A 17075-nucleotide genomic window follows, 5' to 3' on the forward strand; every position below is an offset into this window, starting at 1 on the left:
CGCTTTTGCGCCGTCGTTCCCGGAACAGGGAGCCCCGCCCTGTCCCCTATCTTGCCTCAAATACCTCCGCGGGTCCGGCGGGAACCGCCGGACCCGCCCCCCGATCCGTCAGTGCGCCGCGCCGCCGAGAGAGCGGTCCGCCGCACCCTCGCTCGCCCCGTCCGGCGTGTCCGCGCCCGCCATCGCCGCCCAGACCCGGGCCGGCGACAGCGGCATGTCGATATGGCCCACGGACTTGCCGCCCGAGGCCAATGCGTCGATCACCGCATTCACCACCGCCGGCGGCGAGCCGATCGCCCCCGCCTCGCCGCAGCCCTTCACGCCCAGCGGGTTGTGCGTGCAGGGCGTCGCGGCCGAGTGGTCGACGCTGTAGAACGGAACGTCGTCCGCCCGCGGCATCGCGTAGTCCATGTAGCTGGCCGAGATAAGCTGCCCGGTCTCGTCGTAGGCGCAATTCTCGAGCAGCGCCTGCCCGATCCCCTGCGCCAGCCCGCCATGGACCTGGCCCTCGACGATCATCGGGTTGATGACGTTGCCGAAATCGTCCGCCGCGGCGAAGCGCTGGATCGTCACCTTGCCGGTCTCGGGGTCCACCTCCACCTCGCAGGCATAGGCGCCCGCCGGGTAGGTGAAGTTCGCCGGGTCGTAGAACGCCGTCTCCTCCAGCCCCGGCTCGATATCCTCCAGCGGGTAGTTGTGCGGCACGTAGGCGGCGAGCGTGACGCCAGACCAGTCCACCGACTTGTCGGTGCCCGCGACGCTGAACTTGCCGTCCTTCAGCTCGATGTCGCCGGCATCGGCCTCCAGCAGGTGCGCCGCGATCTTCTTCGCCTTGCGGATGATCTTCTCGGTCGCGCGCACCATGGCGCTGCCGCAGACCGCGATGGAGCGCGAGCCGTAGGTGCCCATCCCGAACGGGATCTTGGAGGTATCGCCGTGGACGATCTCGATCTGGTCCTCGCCGATCCCGATCATCTCGGCCAGGACCTGCGGGAACGTCGTCTCGTGCCCCTGCCCGTGGCTGTGCGCACCGACCATCACGCTGATCGAGCCGGTGGCGTTCACCCGCACCGTCGCCGCGTCGTAGAGGCCGGCGCGGGCGCCGAGCTGCCCGACGAGGTTGGACGGCGCGATGCCGCACGCCTCGATGTAGCAGTTCACGCCGAGGCCGCGCAGCAGCCCCTTCGCCTCGCTCTCCTTGCGGCGCGCCTCGAACCCGGCGAGGTCGCCGATCCGCTCCAGCACGTCCATCGTCGCGTCGTAATTGCCGGTGTCGTAGACCACCGCGACCGGCGTCTGGTACGGGAACTGGTCGGCCTTGACGAAGTTCTGGCGCCGCAGCGCGATCGGATCGACGCCCAGCTCGCGCGCCGCCTTGTCGATCACCCGCTCCAGCTGGAACGTGGCCTCGGGCCGGCCCGCGCCGCGGTAGGCATCGACGGGCACGGTGTTGGTGAACACCGCCCTGACATTCACGTAGACCAGCGGCGTGCGGTAGTTGCCCGCCATCAGCGTCCCGTGCAGCCAGGTCGGCACCGACGGCGCGAAGGTACTGAGATACGCCCCCATGTTCGCCATCGTCGAGGTGCGCACGGCGGTGAAATTGTTGTCCGCGTCCAGCGCCAGCTCGATCTTCGTGACGTGGTCGCGCCCGTGCGCGTCCGACATGAAGGCCTCGGACCGCGTGGACGTCCACTTCACCGGCTTCTTCAGCTCCTTCGCGGCGAAGGTGCAGAACGCCTCTTCGGCATAGTGGAAGATCTTGGTGCCGAAGCCGCCGCCGACGTCCGGCGCGACGACCCGCAGCTTGTGCTCGGGGATGCCGAGGACGAAGGCGCCCATCAGCAGGCGGATCACGTGCGGGTTCTGCGAGGTGGTGTAGAGCGTGGACTCCCCCGTCGCCGGGTTGTAGTCGCCCACCGCCACCCGCGGCTCCATCGGGTTCGCGACGAGGCGGTTGTTCTTCAGCTCGAGCGTCGTGACGTGCGCCGCCGAGCGGATCGCCTCGTCCACCTTGTCGCGGTTGTCCTCGACGAAGCCCCAGTCGTAGCAGAGGTTCGACGTCAGGTCGTCGTGCACCTTGGGCGCGCCGTCCGCCAGCGCGGCGGCCATGTCGACCACGGCCGGCAGTTCGGTGATGGTCGCCTCGATCGCCTCGGCCGCGTCGCGTGCCTGCGACCGGCTCTTCGCCACGACGGCGGCGTAGGGGTCGCCGACATGGCGCACCTTGCCGCGCGCCAGCACCGGGTGCCCCGGCTCCTGCATCACCTCGCCGTGGCGGTCGGTCACCTGCCAGCCGCAGGGCAGCCCGCCCACGCCCTCGAAGTCGGCGCCGGTGAAGATCCGCACCACGCCCGGCATCGCGGCCGCCGCGCTCGTGTCGATCCCCTCGATCGTCCCGTGCGCCACGTCCGAGCGGACGAAATGCACGTACAGCTGACCGGCGAGGTCGATGTCGTCGGTGTACTGCCCCCGCCCGGTCAGGAAGCGCACGTCCTCCCTCCGCTTCGGGCTGGCCCCGATCCCCGCATCCTTCGGCATCCAAGTCTCCTCCCTCGGCGGGGCGCGCTGCCCCCTGTCGTCTGGCCCCGGCCGGCGCCGCCTCCCCTGCTTGCGCCCGCCGTCGTCTCGCTCCGGCACCTGCCCGAGAGAGCCACTCCTCCCTCTCATCGAGCCATAAATGTCCCGGGGTCCGGGGCAGCGCCCCGGCGGGNCCGGCCCGTCAGGGCCGGAGCCGAATTACTCCGCCGCCACCGCCGCGCCGCCGACCTCCTGCCCGGACGCCGCCAGCACCGCCTTGACGATGTTGTGGTAGCCCGTGCAGCGGCAGAGGTTGCCCTCGAGGTAGTGCCGCACCTCGGCCTCGGTCGGCTTGGGGTTGTCCTTCAGCAGCGCCGCCGCCGACATCACCATGCCCGGCGTGCAGAAGCCGCATTGCAGGCCGTGATGGTCCTGGAAGGCCTGCTGAATGGTCGAGAGCGAGCCGTCGGCGTTCGCCATCCCCTCGATCGTCTTCACCTCCGCGCCCTCGCACTCGGCCGCGAAGATCGAGCAGGCCTTCACCGCCTCGCCGTTCACGTGCACGACGCAGGCGCCGCACTGGGACGTGTCGCAGCCGACATGCGTCCCCGTCAGGCGCAGCGAGCCGCGCAGGAAATCCACCAGAAGCGTGCGGCCCTCGACCTCGCCGGTCGCCGCCTCGCCGTTCACCACCATGCTGACCTTGGGCATGGAATCCTCCCTCGTGCCGTCTTTCGGCGCTACTGAAACACGCCCGCCGCCGCTTGGGAAGTCACCGCGGTGCGAGAGCCGCCCGCCGCGCGTCTCAGCGCTTCGGCTCCCGCGGCCGGCCCCGTTGCGGAATCTCCTTCAGCAGTCCACCGACGCCCATCGCCGTGATCTCATCCCGCCCGACCGGGACGCCGCAGGCGATGCGCTCCAGCACCCAGTCCGCGCCGTTGCGGGCGGGAGAGCGGGCGCAGCCCGGCAGGCCGATCACCGGCCGGCCGTCCAGCCGCCCCACGAAGAGCAGGTTGCCGGGATCGACCGGCATCCCGAAATGCTCCACCGTCCCGCCCGCCGCGATCACCGCGGCGGGCGCCACGTCGGCGATGTCCGAGGTCGCCGAGCCGGTGAGGATGAGGATCAGCTCCGCCGTCTTCTCCTCCGCCAGCGCGGCGGCGAGTGCGTCGGTCTCGTGGGGGACCACCGTCTCGTCCAGCGTCGCGATGCCCAGCGCCTCGCAGCGTCCCGCGACGGCAGCCGACTTGCCGGGCCGCTCCGCGCCCGCCACCACCGTCTGGATCAGCCGGGCCGAGCCGACCTGCACCGGCCGCATCGCCAGCGCTCCGCGCCCCGCCTCCTCCGCCGCCGCGACCGCCTCTTCCGGCACGCCGTAGGCGATGATCTTCACCGTCGCCGCCATCGCACCTTCGTCCAGCCGCTGCCATTCCGGCACAGTGGCGAGGGTGATCATCGGATGCACCGCGTTCAGCCGGTCCACCGCCGCCGCGTCGATCGCCGCGACGCCCCGCACCCCGGCATGGAGGTTCACCCGCCCGGTCGCCGCCGGCCGCACTTCCATCCTCGCGCCCGCGACCGCCCGCGCGATCCGCGCCGCGGCCTCGTCCTCGCCGACGTCCCCCGCCTCCAGCCGCGCCGTGATGACCTCGCTTCGCCCCGCCGCCCGCAGGCGCTCGATCTCGTCCGGGCCCAGCGCCGCGCCCTTCTTCAGCCGGCCGTCCGGCAGCTGCGCGGAATGGGCGAGGATCGCGCCCTCCGCCTCGTCCAGGGGGACCGGTCCGAACCTCATCGGCAGGTCATCCCTTGCGCAGCGTCTGCGTGATCTGCGCCAGCACCGACACCGCGATCTCCGCCGGCGACCGCGCCCCGATGTCGAGGCCGACCGGCGCGTGGATGCGCTGGATCGTGCTTGCGTCGAACCCCGCCCCCTCCAGCCGCGCGACGCGCCTGGCGTGTGTGCGGGTGGAGCCCAGGCAGCCGAGGTAGAACACCTCCGACCCCAGCGCCGCCCGGATCGCCGGGTCGTCCAGCTTGGGATCGTGGGTCAGCGTCACCACGCAGGTCCGCGCGTCCAGCCCGTGCTGCGCCAGCGCCTCGTCGGGCCAGTCCTCCAGGATCGGCACGTCCGGCAGCCGCGCGGCCGAGCCGAAGGCGGGCCGGGGGTCGATCACCGTCACGTCGTAGCCGGCAATCTTCGCCATCGGCACCAGCGCCTGCGCGATGTGGACAGCGCCGACGATCACCATCCGCAGCGGTGGGTTGTGGATCGCGACGAAGGTGCGCCCGTCCTCCTCGGTCCCCGAGCGGTCCATGCGGAACCGGTCGGGATAGTCACCGCGCCCCGCCAGGCGCCTGTCCGGGCCCTCGAGGTCGGCGACATAGGCCACCGCCCGCCGCGCCGCCCGCGCCTCCGCCAGCTCGGCCAGCAGCGCCTCGGGCAGGACCGTCCCCACCGGCTCCACCAGCACGCGGATCGTGCCGCCGCAGGCGAGGCCGACGGCAAAGGCCTCGTCGTCGCTGACGCCGAAGGTGAGCAGCCGCGGCTTGCCATCCGAGAGCGAGTCGATCGCCTCGACGATCACCGCCCCCTCGACGCACCCGCCCGAGACCGAGCCCTCCATCGCGCCCTCCCCGTCGACGACCAGCTGGCTGCCGACCGGCCGCGGGGCGCTGCCCCAGGTCTCGACCACCGTCGCGATGGCCGCGCCCCGGCCGGAGCGATGCCAGTCGAGCGCGAGTGCGGGAATGTCGTCCATGTTCGAGGCCTCCTTGCCGGCGGAGACTAGGCCTGTCGGTGGGGGACGGAAAGGGGAGGCGACGGCGGGTTGACGGCTGTGGTGGACGGCCTGTCGCGCGGGTCGCCCGTGGAGGAGATGGTCCCGCTCCGCGTTCACCCGCCCCGGGCTTGACCCGGGGCCCCGCGGTCACAAGGCGCTCCCGGTCCATCGAGGTCCCGGGTCAAGCCCGGGACGGGGCCGAGGGGAGGATCCGCTCTCAAGACCGACCCGCCCGGACTCAGCCGCGCCAGCGGCCCGGGCAGCGTCTGGCCCCCCCCCCCCCCCCAGACGCTTCCTCACCACCTGCGAGACGATCGACGTCGTGCGGAGCCGCACCATGAAGCGCCCCTGCCGCATCGTCGGAGCGTCTGCCCCCGGCCAGACGCCGCCCTTCCTTTTCACCTGCTCCCTGCCAGCCCTGAACGACGGCACACCGAAGCCTCACCCCTCCCGCGCCAGCCGCCGGATCCGTTGCAGGTCTCCCCCCGCCCCCGGGTCCGCCAGCGCCGCCGCCAGCCCCTCCAGCGACGCCACCGAGTTCCCCGCACGCAGGTGCGTCACGTGCGGCAGGATCTCCCGCACCCCCCGCGCCCGCGGCTCGAACCCATCCCAGCGCAGCAGCGGGTTCAGCCAGATCACCGACCGCGCCGACAGGCGCAGCCGCTCCATCGCCGCCCCGAGCCCGGCGCCGGGATCGCGGTCCAGCCCGTCGGTGATCAGCAGCACCACCGCGCCCTGCCCCAGCACCCGCCGCGACCAGTCGCGATTGAAGGCGCGGACCGCCGCGCCGATCCGCGTGCCGCCCGACCAGTCCTGCGCCTCCGCCCCCGCCGCGGCGAGCGCGGCGTCGACGTCGCGGGTGCGCATGTGCCGGGTGATGTTGGTGAGGCGGGTGCCGAAGGTGAAGGCGTGCACCTGCGCCCAGCCCTGCCCCTTGGCGTTGGCGACCGCGTGCACGAAGTGAAGCACCGCTCGGGAGTAGTGGCTCATCGAGCCCGAGATGTCGCACAGCACGACGAGGTTCGGCCAGCGCTCGCGCGGCCGCCGGGTCGCCAGCGCCCCGACCTCGCCGCCGGTCCGCACCGCCGTCCGCATCGTCCGCCGCCAGTCCACGGCGCGCCCGCGCCCCGCCTCGGTGCGGCGGGTCGGCACCGGCGGCACCGGCAGCGTCAGCCGCGCCAGCATCGCCCGCGCCTGGGCCATCTCGGCCGCGCCCATCTGCTCGAAGTCGAGCGTCCGCAGGCGTTCCTCGGAGGAGGCGGTGAGGCTGGCGTCGATCTCCAGCTGCGCCTCGTCCTCCTTCTCCTGCGCCCGCTCCACCGCCCGGTCGGCGCCGTCCAGCAGCGACTCCGCCGCCCGCTTGGCCCCGGCCTTCGCGCGGCTTTCCTCCTGCGTGCCGCGCACCATCGGCGTCAGCATCGCCATCATGTGCTCGAGGTAGCGGGGATCGCGCCAGAACAGGCGGAAGATCTCGGAGAACACCGCCCGGTGCTCGGGCCGCGAGACGAAGCTGGCGTGGAGCGTCCAGTAGAAATCCTGGCGCGAGGTGAAGCCCGCCGCCTCGACCGCGCGGATCGCGTCGGCGATGCGCCCCGGGCCGATCGGCAGACCCGCCTTGCGCAGGGCCCGGGCGAACCAGACGATGTTGTCCGGCAGGCGCCCGTCCTGGGGAATGTCGAGGGGCGGCAGCGCGCTCACGCCGCCGCCCCGCGCTGCGCCCGCAGGCTCAGTAGTTGTACTCGGTGAAGATCAGCTGGCCCGGGTTCCGGCGCGAGCCGTCGTAGGAGCCGATCCAGATGTCGTAGAGGCCCGGCTGCGGGTTGTAGAACGTGATCGCCGGGTTGGTGCCGCGGTAATCGTCGTTGTAGTGCCACGACCCGTCCGGCGCGTTCACCAGCAGCACGGCGTCCGCCCCCGACACCACCGCGATCGTCAGCTGCGAGGACGACCCGTTCCAGTAGAGGTCGAAATCGGGGCGCGAGGTGACGAAGCCGGCCCAGCCGGGCGCACCGCACCCGCTGAGGTTGTTGGTCCCGCCTGCCGTGATGTTCCGCACGTAGGGATCGGGCTGGAAGCCGGCGTAGAGGTCGATCTGCCCGAAATAGGGCGCGGCCTGCCAGTTCGGGCAGGCGGCGGCGGGCGCCGCGGCGACGGCGGCGACGAGGCCGACGGCCGCGAGCAACTTGGAAAACATCTTCTCTTCTCCTCGATTCAAGACGACACCCTCCCCGGCGTCGAATGCGCGTGAGCGTGTTTCCGCCGAGACTGATAGTCAATATCGCTGACCGCGCGGAAACCGCGAAGTCCGGAGAACCCGACCCGTCCGCCACGCCCGGGCGCATCAGCCTTCGGTCGCCAGCCGCGCCCGCGCATCGTCGAGCACCGCCTTTGCGACCGACCCCTCGACCCGCTGGATGTCGTCCTGGTACTTCAGGATCGCGCCCAGCGTGTCGGCGATCACCTCGGGCGACAGCGCGACCGCGTCGAGCGCCAGCAGGCACTTGGCCCAGTCGATCGTCTCGGCGACGCCCGGACGCTTGAACAGATCCTCGGCGCGCAGCCGCTGGACGAAGGCGACCACCTCGCGACTGAGCGTGCCCTTCGCCTCGGGCACGCGGGCCGAGAGGATTTCCATCTCGCGCTCGAACGAGGGGTAGTCGACCCAGTGGTAGAGGCACCGTCGCTTCAGCGCGTCATGGACCTCGCGGGTGCGGTTGGAGGTGAGGACGACGATCGGCGGCTCGGGCGCGCGGATGGTGCCGAGCTCGGGGATCGTGACCTGGAAGTCCGACAGAGCCTCCAGCAGGAACGCCTCGAACGGCTCGTCGGTGCGATCGATCTCGTCGATCAGCAGCACGGGCGCGCCGCCGTCCTGCGGCCGCATCGCCTGCAGGAGAGGGCGCTCGATGAGGTATTCCTCCGAGAACAGCTCCGACTTCAGGTGCTGGGCATCGGTGCCCGCCGCCTCTGCCGCGCGGATCGCGACCATCTGGGCGGCGAAGTTCCACTCCGCCACCGCCTCTGCCGTCCCGAGCCCCTCGTAGCATTGCAGGCGGATGAGGCGGCGGCCCAGCGCGCCGGCCAGCGCCTTGGCGACCTCGGTCTTGCCGGTCCCCGCCTCGCCCTCGAGGAACAGCGGCCGTCCCAGTCGCAGCGCGAGAAAGGCGACGGTCCCCAGCGGCCGCCCGCAGACGTAGCCCTGACCCGCCAGCAGCTCCTGCACGGCGTCGATGCTGTCGATTTCCATGGTGCGCCTCCCTCGGCGACAGGTGGACAGACGGGCCGGCCGGAGGTCAAGGCCGCTGGTGCGCGCAGCGGAGGGGGCATCTGCGGCAGGACCCCGGCAGGCCGGGACTGGCCGTGGCCGCCTTCTGTCGAGTCGCCGACGGAAGGCCGGCCCCTCGAGGATTTCGGCAATTTGTGACGTCCTCCGAAAGGTCAACCAGCCGCGAATCGGCCGGGGCAGCGTCCGGCCGCCCCCGGCCAGACGCTTTCCCGCCACCTGCGGAACGCCCCGGTGTCGTGCGGGGAGCCGGAACGAAACGCGGATCACCACCGTCGGAGCGTCCGTCCGCGGCCAGCCCCAGCCCTTCGCCCTGCAAGAGCCGGCCCGGTCCCGCGTGTCGCCGCCGTGCCACGCCCCCGCCTGCCGCCCCCGCGGCCGCTTGCGCGACGCGCGCCCTCGCGGCACAAATCCGCCAAAGGGCGCCGCAGACGCGCCCGCACGAGGCAAACGAGCAGGACAGACATGAGCAGCATCCCACAGCTGGACGCGGGCCTCCGCGACCGCATCATCGCAGATCCCGACGCCGTCCTCGAGGATGCCGACATCATGCGCGCCCTCGTCGCCGCCAACGAACGCGCCCTCGGCCACAACATCGTCGACCTGCGCGGCATCGCGATGGAGCGGCTGGAGGCCCGGCTCGACCGGCTGGAGGACACCCACCGCTCGGTCATCGCCGCGGCCTACGACAACCTCGCCGGCACCAACCAGATCCACCGCGCGATCCTGCGCCTGCTGGACGCCAACCGCTTCGAGGTGTTCCTGCGCGATCTCGCGACCGAGGTGGCGATGATCCTGCGGGTCGACGCCATGCGCCTCGTCCTCGAGGGGCCCGACGAGGGCGACCCGGCGCTGGAGCGGCTGGGCAACGTCCTCGCCGTGCGGCCGGCCGGCTTCATCGAGGACTACGTCGCACACGGCCGCCCGAACGCACTGCGGCAGGTGACCCTGCGCCAGGTCCAGCCCGCCGACGGCCGCCTCTACGGAGAGCGGCACGCCTCCATCCGCTCCGAGGCGTGCCTGCTGCTCGATTTCGGGCCGAACACGGTGCCGGGCATGCTGGCGATGGGCTCCGAGGATCCGCACCTCTTCAGCCCGCAGCAGGGTACCGACCTGCTCGCCTTCTTCACCGGCGTGTTCGAACGGGCGATGCGCCGCTGGCTGGCCTGACGGCGGTGCTTGCCCCCGCCCAGTCCGATGCACTGAAGCGCTGGCTCGACCACGAGGCGGCGCTGAAGGGCGCGAGCGTGAACACGCTGCGCGCCTATGCCAGCGACGTGGCGGCGTTCCTCAAGTTCATCGCGATCCACCACGGCGGCGCTGAGGGAACCGCCGCGATCGGCCGTCTCGGCGTATCGGACATGCGCGCCTGGATGGCGCACGAGCGCGGCCGCGGCGTCGGCGCCCGCTCCCTCGCCCGTGCCCTGTCGGCGGTGAAGACCTTCACCCGCTGGCTGGCCGAGCGCGAGGGGTTCGAGCCGACCGCGATCCTGTCCACCCGCGCCCCCCGCTTCCGCCGCGCCCTGCCCCGCCCGCTCAGCGAGGACGCCGCCCGCGCCGTCATCACCGACGTGGAGTTCGACGCGTCGGAGCCCTGGATCGCCGCTCGCGACGCGGCGGTCGTCACGCTCCTCTACGGCTGCGGGCTGCGGATCTCCGAGGCGCTGTCGCTGACCGGGGACGATGTGCCCCTGCCCGACCCGCTGCGCATCCGCGGCAAGGGCGGCAAGGAGCGGCTGGTGCCCGTCCTGCCCGCCGCCCGCGCGGCGGTCGAGGCGTACCTGCGGGCCTGTCCCTTCCCGGCCGAGTCCGGCACCCCCCTGTTCCGCGGCGCCCGCGGCGGCGCGCTCAACCCGCGCCTCGTGCAGAAGGCGATGGAGCGGACTCGCCTGCGCCTCGGCCTGCCCGCCAGCGCCACGCCCCACGCCCTGCGCCATTCCTTCGCCACGCACCTGCTGTCCGCCGGCGGCGACCTGCGCGCGATCCAGGAGCTGCTGGGCCACGCCTCGCTCTCCACCACGCAGGCCTACACCGCCGTCGACACCGCGCGGCTGATGGAGATCTACGACCGCGCCCATCCCCGCGCGTGACAGCCACCGGCCGGCGGGGGTTTCCCTCCGGCCCCCGATCCGGCATGACAGTCCGATGGACATCCGCGCCAAGGCCCTTTCCGTCCACCTCCTGACCGGCACCGGAGCCATCTTCGCGATGCTCTCGATGCTGGCCGCCGTGCAGCTGGACTGGAGCCTGATGTTCCTCTGGCTCGTCGTCGCCTTCGCGGTGGACGGCGTCGACGGCCCGCTGGCCCGCAAGTACGACGTGGAGAAGAACGCGCCGGTCTTCGATGGCGTCCTCCTCGACCTCATCATCGACTACCTGACCTACGTCTTCATCCCCGCCTACGCGCTGTTCAAGCATCCCGATCTGCTGCCCGGCTGGTCCGGCTGGGTGGCGGTGCTGGTAATCGCCTACGGCTCGGCCCTCTACTTCGCCGACACGCGGATGAAGACGGCGGACAAGAGCTTCTCCGGCTTTCCCGGCTGCTGGAACATGGTCGTCCTCGTCATGTTCGCGCTGAAGCCGAACTACTGGATCATCCTCGCCGTCGTTGCGGTGCTGACGCTCGCGATGTTCCTGCCGATCAAGTTCGTGCACCCGGTCCGGACGCAGCGCTGGCGGATGCTGACTCTGCCGATGGCGCTGGCCTGGGTGGTCTTCGCCGGCTGGGCGGCGTGGGTGGACTTCCACCCGCAGAGCTGGGCGATCTGGGGACTGGCGGTGACGTCGATCTACCTGCTCTCCGCCGGAGCGGTGCAACAGCTGATCCACGGCAAGGCGGGATAGCGCCGCCCGGTGGGGACCCCATGCCGCGGCGGCGCGACGGCGGGCGTGTCGAGACTTCTCGAGGCTGAGGCTGCGGCGGGGAGGCGGGAGATCGGTTCGCCGCCAGCGGCGGACCGACCGGGGGACCAGTCCCCCGGACCCCCTGGGATATTGATGGCTCGATGAGAGGGAGAAGGGGGGCGCCGTTCCACGTCACACCAGCATCGCGCCCTCGTGGCGCAGCAGCCAGACCTTCGTCTCCACCCCGCCCGGCACCGAGAAGCCGCCGAGCGTCCCGGTCCCCAGCACCCGGTGGCAGGGCACCAGGATCGGCAGCAGGTTGCCGCCGCACGCCTGCCCCACCGCCTGCGCCGGCGCGCCCACCTCGGCCGCGATCTCGCCGTAGCTGCGGGTCCGGCCGAACGGAATCGCCGCCATCGCCCGGCGCACCCGCGCGGGCAGGCCGTCGCCCTCCAGGTGAAGGCGGTGAGGCGGCCGTCGAAATAGGCGGCGAGCTGGTCCAGCGCCTCGGAGAGGATCGGATCGTCCGCCCCGGGGTCCGCCCGGCCCCATCCGGACCGCGTCACCCGTCCGTCGGACACCTCGACCCAGACGTCGCCCACCGGCGTCGGCTGCGAGCCCCTCAAACCTGGCGGGCGAAGTACCATTGCGTCCCGGCCGGGCTGCGCACGCCGCCGCGGCGGTCGCCGTCGTCCTTCTCCATCATCGGCTGCAGCACCTCGGCCCCGGCCGCGACGGCGCGGGCGAACGCGGCGTCGGGGTCGGGCAGGTAGAGGTGCACCATCGCCGGCGGCCCCTCGAAGCCGGCGAGCATCAGCACCGTATCGCCGATCCGCACCTCGGCATGGCCGATGCGCCCGTCCTCCTCGAAGACGCGGAGGCGTTCGCCGCCCAGCACCTCCTCGCAGAACCGCAGTTCCGCCGCCGGATCGGCGAGCAGCAGGTAGGGCGCGAGGTCGGTGTAGCCGTCGGGCTTGTAGCTCATGGGAGCGGAGGCTGCGCCCCGCCGGCCCCGTCGTCAAGCGCCAGCCGGATTGGTCCCCTGGCCGTCACCGGATCGACCGGCGCCCCGCCCTGCGTCGCGACGAGCGGCAGCGTCGCCGCCACCCGCCGCACGTCGTCCATCAGCTGCCGCCAGTCCTCCGCCAGCGCCCGCGCCGCCTCGGACGGGCAGAAGGTCCGCCCCGCCCGGTCCCGGGCGAGGCGCATCAGCGTCTCGGCGATCTCGTCGTCCATGGCCGCCGAACGGCCGCCTCAGAGCCCCTGTTCCGTCAGCGCCGCGTCGCACCGGCCGCAGACGCCGGGATGGGCGTGGGCGCCGACGTCGGGGAGGATCTTCCAGCAGCGCTGGCACTTCTCGCCGTCGGCGGGCGCGAAGACCACGGCGACGTCCGCCACGCCCTCGGCCCGGAAGGCATCCTGCGGCGCCGGATCGGTGGTGACGTGGATGCCCGAGGTGATGCACAGGTCGTCGAAGGCCACCGTCTCCAGCACCTCGGCCACGTCGGGCGTCACGTGGACGAACGGCGCCGCCTCGAGGCTCGCGCCGATCACCTTGTCCCGCCGCGCCACCTCCAGCGCCCCGGTCACCGCCCGCCGCACCCGGCGCACGGTGGCCCACTTCGCCGCCAGCGCCTCGTCGCGCCAGCCTGCCGGCGTCTCCGGGATGTCCTGCAGGTGGACCGAACTGTCTTCGCCCGGGAACCGCTCCAGCCAGACCTCCTCCATCGTGAAGACGAGGATCGGCGCCAGCCAGGTCGTCAGCCGGTGGAACAGCAGGTCCAGCACCGTGCGCGCCGAGCGCCGCCGAGCCGTGTCGCCGTCGCAGTAGAGCGCGTCCTTGCGGACGTCGAACCAGAACGCCGACAGGTCCACCGTCGCGAAGGTGAAGATCGCCTGGTAAGCCCCCTGGAAGTCATACCGATCGTACGCCGCGCGCACCTCTTCATCGAGCTCCGCCAGCCGGTGCAGCACCCACCGCTCCAGCTCGGGCATCTCCTCCGGCGCGGTGCGGTCTCCTTCCGTGAAGTCCGCCAGCGAGCCCAGCAGGAAGCGCATCGTGTTGCGCAGCCGCCGGTAACCGTCGGCGACGCCTTTCAGGATCTCCGGCCCGATCCGCTGGTCGGCGGTATAGTCCGTCTGCGCGACCCACAGGCGCAGGATGTCCGCGCCGTACTGGTCCACCACCGCCTGCGGGGCGATGATGTTGCCGAGCGACTTGGACATCTTCATGCCCTTCTCGTCGAGCGTGAAGCCGTGCGTCAGCACCCCCCGGTACGGCGCCCGCCCGATCGTCCCGCAGGCCTGCAGCATCGAGGAATGGAACCAACCGCGATGCTGGTCCGTCCCTTCCAGGTACAGGTCGGCGATCCCATCCTCGCTGCCGTCCGGCCGGTCGCGCAGGACGAAGGCGTGCGTGGATCCGCTGTCGAACCAGACGTCGAGGATGTCGAAGACCTGCTCGTACGCGGCCGGGTCGTGGTCGTCGCCGAGGAACCGCTCCTTCGCGCCGGCCTTGTACCAGGCGTCCGCGCCCTCCTGCTCGAACGCCTCGAGGATCCGCGCGTTGACCTTTTCCGACCTGAGCAGGAAATTCGGGTCCTCCGGAGACGCCCCGACTTTCACGAAACAGGTCAGCGGCACGCCCCAGGCGCGCTGGCGCGACAGCACCCAGTCGGGCCGCGCCTCCATCATCGAATGCAGCCGGTTGCGGCCCGACCGCGGCGTCCAGGTGACCAGCTCGTCGATGCTCGTCAGCGCCCGGCTGCGGATCGTGCGGCCGTACTCGTCCCGTCCGTCGCCGACCTCCTGATCGATGGCGGCGAACCATTGCGGCCGGTTCAGCCGGATCACCGGCGCCTTCGACCGCCAGGAATGCGCGTCCGAGATGGTGATCCGCTTGCGCGCCAGCAGTCCGCCGACCCCGACCAGCTTGTCGATCACCGCCTTGTTCGCGCCGCCCGGCTTGCCGTCGTCCTTCAGCACCCGTTCGCCGCCGAAGAACGGCAGGTCGGCGCGGAAGGACGAATCCGCCTCGATGTTGTACGTCATCGGCAGCCCGAACTGCCGCCCGAGCGCATAGTCGTCGTCGCCGTGGCTCGGCGCCGTATGGACGAAGCCCGTCCCGGCGTCGTCAGTCACGTGGTCGCCGGGCAGCAGCGGCACGTCGAAGTCCCACTCGCCGCCCGCGCCCTCGGCGCCGTGCAGCGGATGGCGCAGGACCCAGCGCGCCAGGTCCTCGCCCTCCACCGCCGACACGCGCCGCACCATTTCGGGCGTCAGGCGCATCGCCGCCAGGGCTTCGGCGGCGAGCCGGTCGGCCATCACCAGCCGGTCGCCCACGCGGGCCCAGCACTCGTCCGGCGTCTCGACCACCTCGTATGACCCGTACTCGATCCCCGGCCCGTAGGCGACGGCGCGGTTCTGCGGGATCGTCCAGGGGGTCGTCGTCCAGATCACCACGTATGTGGTGCGGTGGGTCCATTCGGTGTCCGACCCCTTGCCCTTGTGGACGGGGAACTTAACCCAGATCGCGTCGGTCTGGCGGTCGTGGTACTCCACCTCCGCCTCGGCCAGCGCCGTCTTCTCCACCGGCGACCACATCACCGGCTTGGAGCCCTGGTAGACCAGTCCGTTCATCAGGAAGGTCTGGAATTCCTCGGCGATCACCCGCTCGGCGTGGAAGTCCATCGTCCGGTAGGGATCGTCCCAGGTGCCGGTGATGCCGAGCCGCTTGAACTCCTCGCGCTGGACGTCGACCCACTCCTCGGCAAAGCGGCGGCATTCCTGCCGGAACGTCACCACGTCGACGGCGTCCTTGTCCTGCCCCTTGGCGCGGTACCGCTCCTCGATCTTCCACTCGATCGGCAGCCCGTGGCAGTCCCACCCCGGGATGTAGCGTGCGTCGCGGCCCATCATCTGCTGGCTGCGCACCACCATGTCCTTGAGGATCTTGTTCAGCGCGTGCCCGATATGCAGGTTCCCGTTCGCATAGGGTGGACCGTCATGCAGGGTGAACGGCGTCCGCCCCGCCTTCTGGCGCAGCTTCTCGTACACGCCGATCCGCGCCCAGCGCGCCAGCCAGTCGGGCTCGCGCTTGGGCAACCCGGCGCGCATCGGAAAGTCCGTGCGGGGCAGGTTCAGCGTGTCCTTGTAGTCGGGAACGGTCGGGGCGGTGGTGTCGGCGCACATGGGGGCGTCCTCGCGGGCAGATGTCGGGCGGTGTCTAGGAGAAGCGGCCCGCGGGGTCCAGCGAGGGAACCGGCGCGGCCGAGGGTCCCGGCGGCCTCAGACCGCCGGGTGACTAATTCGCGCGATCTGCGGCCATCCCGTCATGCGCCCCCGATACCCCTCCCGACGCCCGCCGTAAAGCGCCCCTGCCGCGATTCGGCGGTGGGTCAAGGACGCGCGAACGCGCGCCGGCGAAGCCGGGCGAAGCTCCTTGACGCTCCGCCGAATCGCATGACGCTCGAGGGAGGCGCGTTCAGGGGCACACCTGCCCCTGAACCGCTTCCCAAGCACAGGCGCAGAGCGTTCCACGAGACGGCACGCCGCGGCGGGAGAGCCCTCCGCCCGGGACGGCGGGCGGGGCGATGCGGCGCCGAAGGCGCGCGCGAGCGCCGCACGGCGTCACCCCCCGAACAGCCCCGTCAGCGCCCGCCGCACCAGCGCCGTGACCGACGGCCGCTTCACCGCCCGGAACGGCAGCGGCCGGCAGACCTCCATCGCCGCGACGCCGACCCGCGCGGTCAGCGCCCCGTTCACGATCCCCTCGCCGAAGCGGCGCGACACCCGGCTGAGCACCGACCCTCCGGCGACCGAGCCGATCAGGTCGTCCCCCACCGCCACCGCCCCCGTGGCCACGAGATGCGTCATCACCGCCCGCGTCAGCCGCCAGGCCCCGATCGCGCCGGACCGGCCGCCATAGACCTCCGCCACCCGCCGGATCATCCGCACGTTCGCCGTCAGCGCCGTCACCACGTCGGCCAGCGCCAGCGGCACCACCGCCGTCACCGTCGCCACCTGCCGGGCCGCCGCCTCGACCTCGCGCATCGCCGCCGCGTCGAGCGGCGCGAGCAGGTCCGCCTCCACCAGCCCCAGGAGGCCGTCCGCGTCGAGGATGTCGTCCCGCCGGTCCTTCAGCCGCGCCAGCCCCCAGGCCGCATCCTCGCGCCCGCGATACAGCCCCGCAACGTGGTCCGCCGCCCGCCGGGCGGCGCCGAGGTCGTGGCCGGACAGCGCCGCCTCCGCCTCCGCCCGCACGTGGTCGAGGCGCGACAGGCGCAGCAGCGCCGTCATCTCCCGCGCCGCCGCCAGCAGCAGCACGAGCACGAAGACCGCGATCAGCACCGCCCCCATCCAGCCGAGGAGCGGCGACCAGGCGAAGAGGTTGGCGACGAAGGTCCAGGCCGCGATCGACAGCACGAAGGACAGCAGCGCCCCGGCGGCGCCCCAGAACCAGCGGCCCAGCGCCGACGGCCGCCGCGCCGCCAGCGCCGCGATCTGCGCCATCGCCGCGTCGCGGGTCGGCGGCGTCAGGTCGGGCACCGGCGGCGCCTCGTGCGGGGCCGCGGGCGCGGCGCCGTCGTCGAGGTCGATCAGTACCGGCCCCGACCGTTTCTCGTCGCTCACCGTTTCTCGTCGCTCAT

The 17075-nt window shown here is 72.2% G+C and carries 15 protein-coding genes; 3 read left to right on the plus strand and 12 right to left on the minus strand.

The genetic code is table 11. The annotated features are described in order from the left end of the window. Positions 1-108 precede the first annotated feature (108 nt). The 7 genes from A37W_RS0119830 to A37W_RS0119860 all read right to left on the minus strand — a co-directional run bounded on the left by A37W_RS0119830 (position 109) and on the right by A37W_RS0119860 (position 8547). The gene (locus tag A37W_RS0119830; RefSeq protein WP_018304799.1) at positions 109-2541 is read right to left on the minus strand and encodes a xanthine dehydrogenase family protein molybdopterin-binding subunit; all 2433 of its coding nucleotides are present in this window, start codon (positions 2539-2541) and stop codon (positions 109-111) included. Positions 2542-2739: 198 nt separating this feature from the next. After that, positions 2740-3231 (minus strand): (2Fe-2S)-binding protein, encoded by a 492-nt coding sequence (locus A37W_RS0119835; protein WP_018304800.1) that lies wholly within the window; start codon positions 3229-3231, stop codon positions 2740-2742. A gap of 94 nt (positions 3232-3325) precedes the next feature. Then, positions 3326-4312 (minus strand): molybdopterin-binding protein, encoded by a 987-nt coding sequence (locus A37W_RS0119840; protein WP_018304801.1) that lies wholly within the window; start codon positions 4310-4312, stop codon positions 3326-3328. 7 nt (positions 4313-4319) lie between these two features. Next, entirely contained in the window at positions 4320-5279 is a 960-nt protein-coding gene (locus tag A37W_RS0119845) for an XdhC family protein (RefSeq protein ID WP_018304802.1), read from the minus strand. Between the two features lie 462 nt (positions 5280-5741). Continuing rightward, complete coding sequence (locus A37W_RS0119850; protein ID WP_018304803.1) at positions 5742-6998, minus strand: vWA domain-containing protein; 1257 nt, start codon at positions 6996-6998, stop codon at positions 5742-5744. 28 nt (positions 6999-7026) lie between these two features. Then, a complete protein-coding gene (locus A37W_RS0119855) occupies positions 7027-7494 on the minus strand; it encodes a hypothetical protein (protein ID WP_018304804.1) in 468 nt (155 codons plus the stop codon). Between the two features lie 147 nt (positions 7495-7641). After that, positions 7642-8547, minus strand: coding sequence for an AAA family ATPase (locus tag A37W_RS0119860; protein ID WP_018304805.1), 906 nt, complete (start codon positions 8545-8547; stop codon positions 7642-7644). 501 nt (positions 8548-9048) lie between these two features. Here A37W_RS0119860 and A37W_RS0119865 point away from each other — a divergent pair. Genes A37W_RS0119865 through A37W_RS0119875 form a run of 3 tightly spaced genes read left to right on the plus strand, consistent with a single transcriptional unit; the run spans position 9049 to position 11427 of the window. Continuing rightward, the gene (locus A37W_RS0119865; protein ID WP_018304806.1) at positions 9049-9753 is read left to right on the plus strand and encodes a DUF484 family protein; all 705 of its coding nucleotides are present in this window, start codon (positions 9049-9051) and stop codon (positions 9751-9753) included. Positions 9754-9758: 5 nt separating this feature from the next. Beyond that, positions 9759-10673 (plus strand): tyrosine recombinase XerC, encoded by a 915-nt coding sequence (locus A37W_RS0119870; RefSeq protein ID WP_018304807.1) that lies wholly within the window; start codon positions 9759-9761, stop codon positions 10671-10673. 55 nt (positions 10674-10728) lie between these two features. After that, the gene (locus tag A37W_RS0119875; protein ID WP_018304808.1) at positions 10729-11427 is read left to right on the plus strand and encodes a CDP-alcohol phosphatidyltransferase family protein; all 699 of its coding nucleotides are present in this window, start codon (positions 10729-10731) and stop codon (positions 11425-11427) included. A gap of 192 nt (positions 11428-11619) precedes the next feature. On the opposite strand, the gene A37W_RS24680 is transcribed toward A37W_RS0119875, so the two are convergent. The 5 genes from A37W_RS24680 to A37W_RS0119900 all read right to left on the minus strand — a co-directional run bounded on the left by A37W_RS24680 (position 11620) and on the right by A37W_RS0119900 (position 17058). Continuing rightward, positions 11620-11844, minus strand: coding sequence for a methylated-DNA--[protein]-cysteine S-methyltransferase (locus A37W_RS24680; RefSeq protein WP_018304809.1), 225 nt, complete (start codon positions 11842-11844; stop codon positions 11620-11622). A 205-nt stretch (positions 11845-12049) separates the two neighbouring features. Beyond that, positions 12050-12412, minus strand: coding sequence for a VOC family protein (locus tag A37W_RS0119885; RefSeq protein WP_018304810.1), 363 nt, complete (start codon positions 12410-12412; stop codon positions 12050-12052). Beyond that, a complete protein-coding gene (locus A37W_RS0119890) occupies positions 12409-12663 on the minus strand; it encodes a DUF3253 domain-containing protein (protein ID WP_018304811.1) in 255 nt (84 codons plus the stop codon). Before A37W_RS0119890 ends, A37W_RS0119885 begins: the two co-directional genes overlap by 4 nt. An 18-nt stretch (positions 12664-12681) precedes the next feature. Beyond that, a complete protein-coding gene (gene ileS / locus A37W_RS0119895) occupies positions 12682-15618 on the minus strand; it encodes an isoleucine--tRNA ligase (protein WP_018304812.1) in 2937 nt (978 codons plus the stop codon). 438 nt (positions 15619-16056) lie between these two features. Next, positions 16057-17058, minus strand: a complete 1002-nt coding sequence (locus A37W_RS0119900; protein ID WP_018304813.1) for a YcjF family protein — start codon at positions 17056-17058, stop codon at positions 16057-16059. Positions 17059-17075: the final 17 nt, after the last annotated feature.

It is taken from the genome of Wenxinia marina DSM 24838, assembly GCF_000379485.1.
Classification (GTDB): domain Bacteria; phylum Pseudomonadota; class Alphaproteobacteria; order Rhodobacterales; family Rhodobacteraceae; genus Wenxinia; species Wenxinia marina.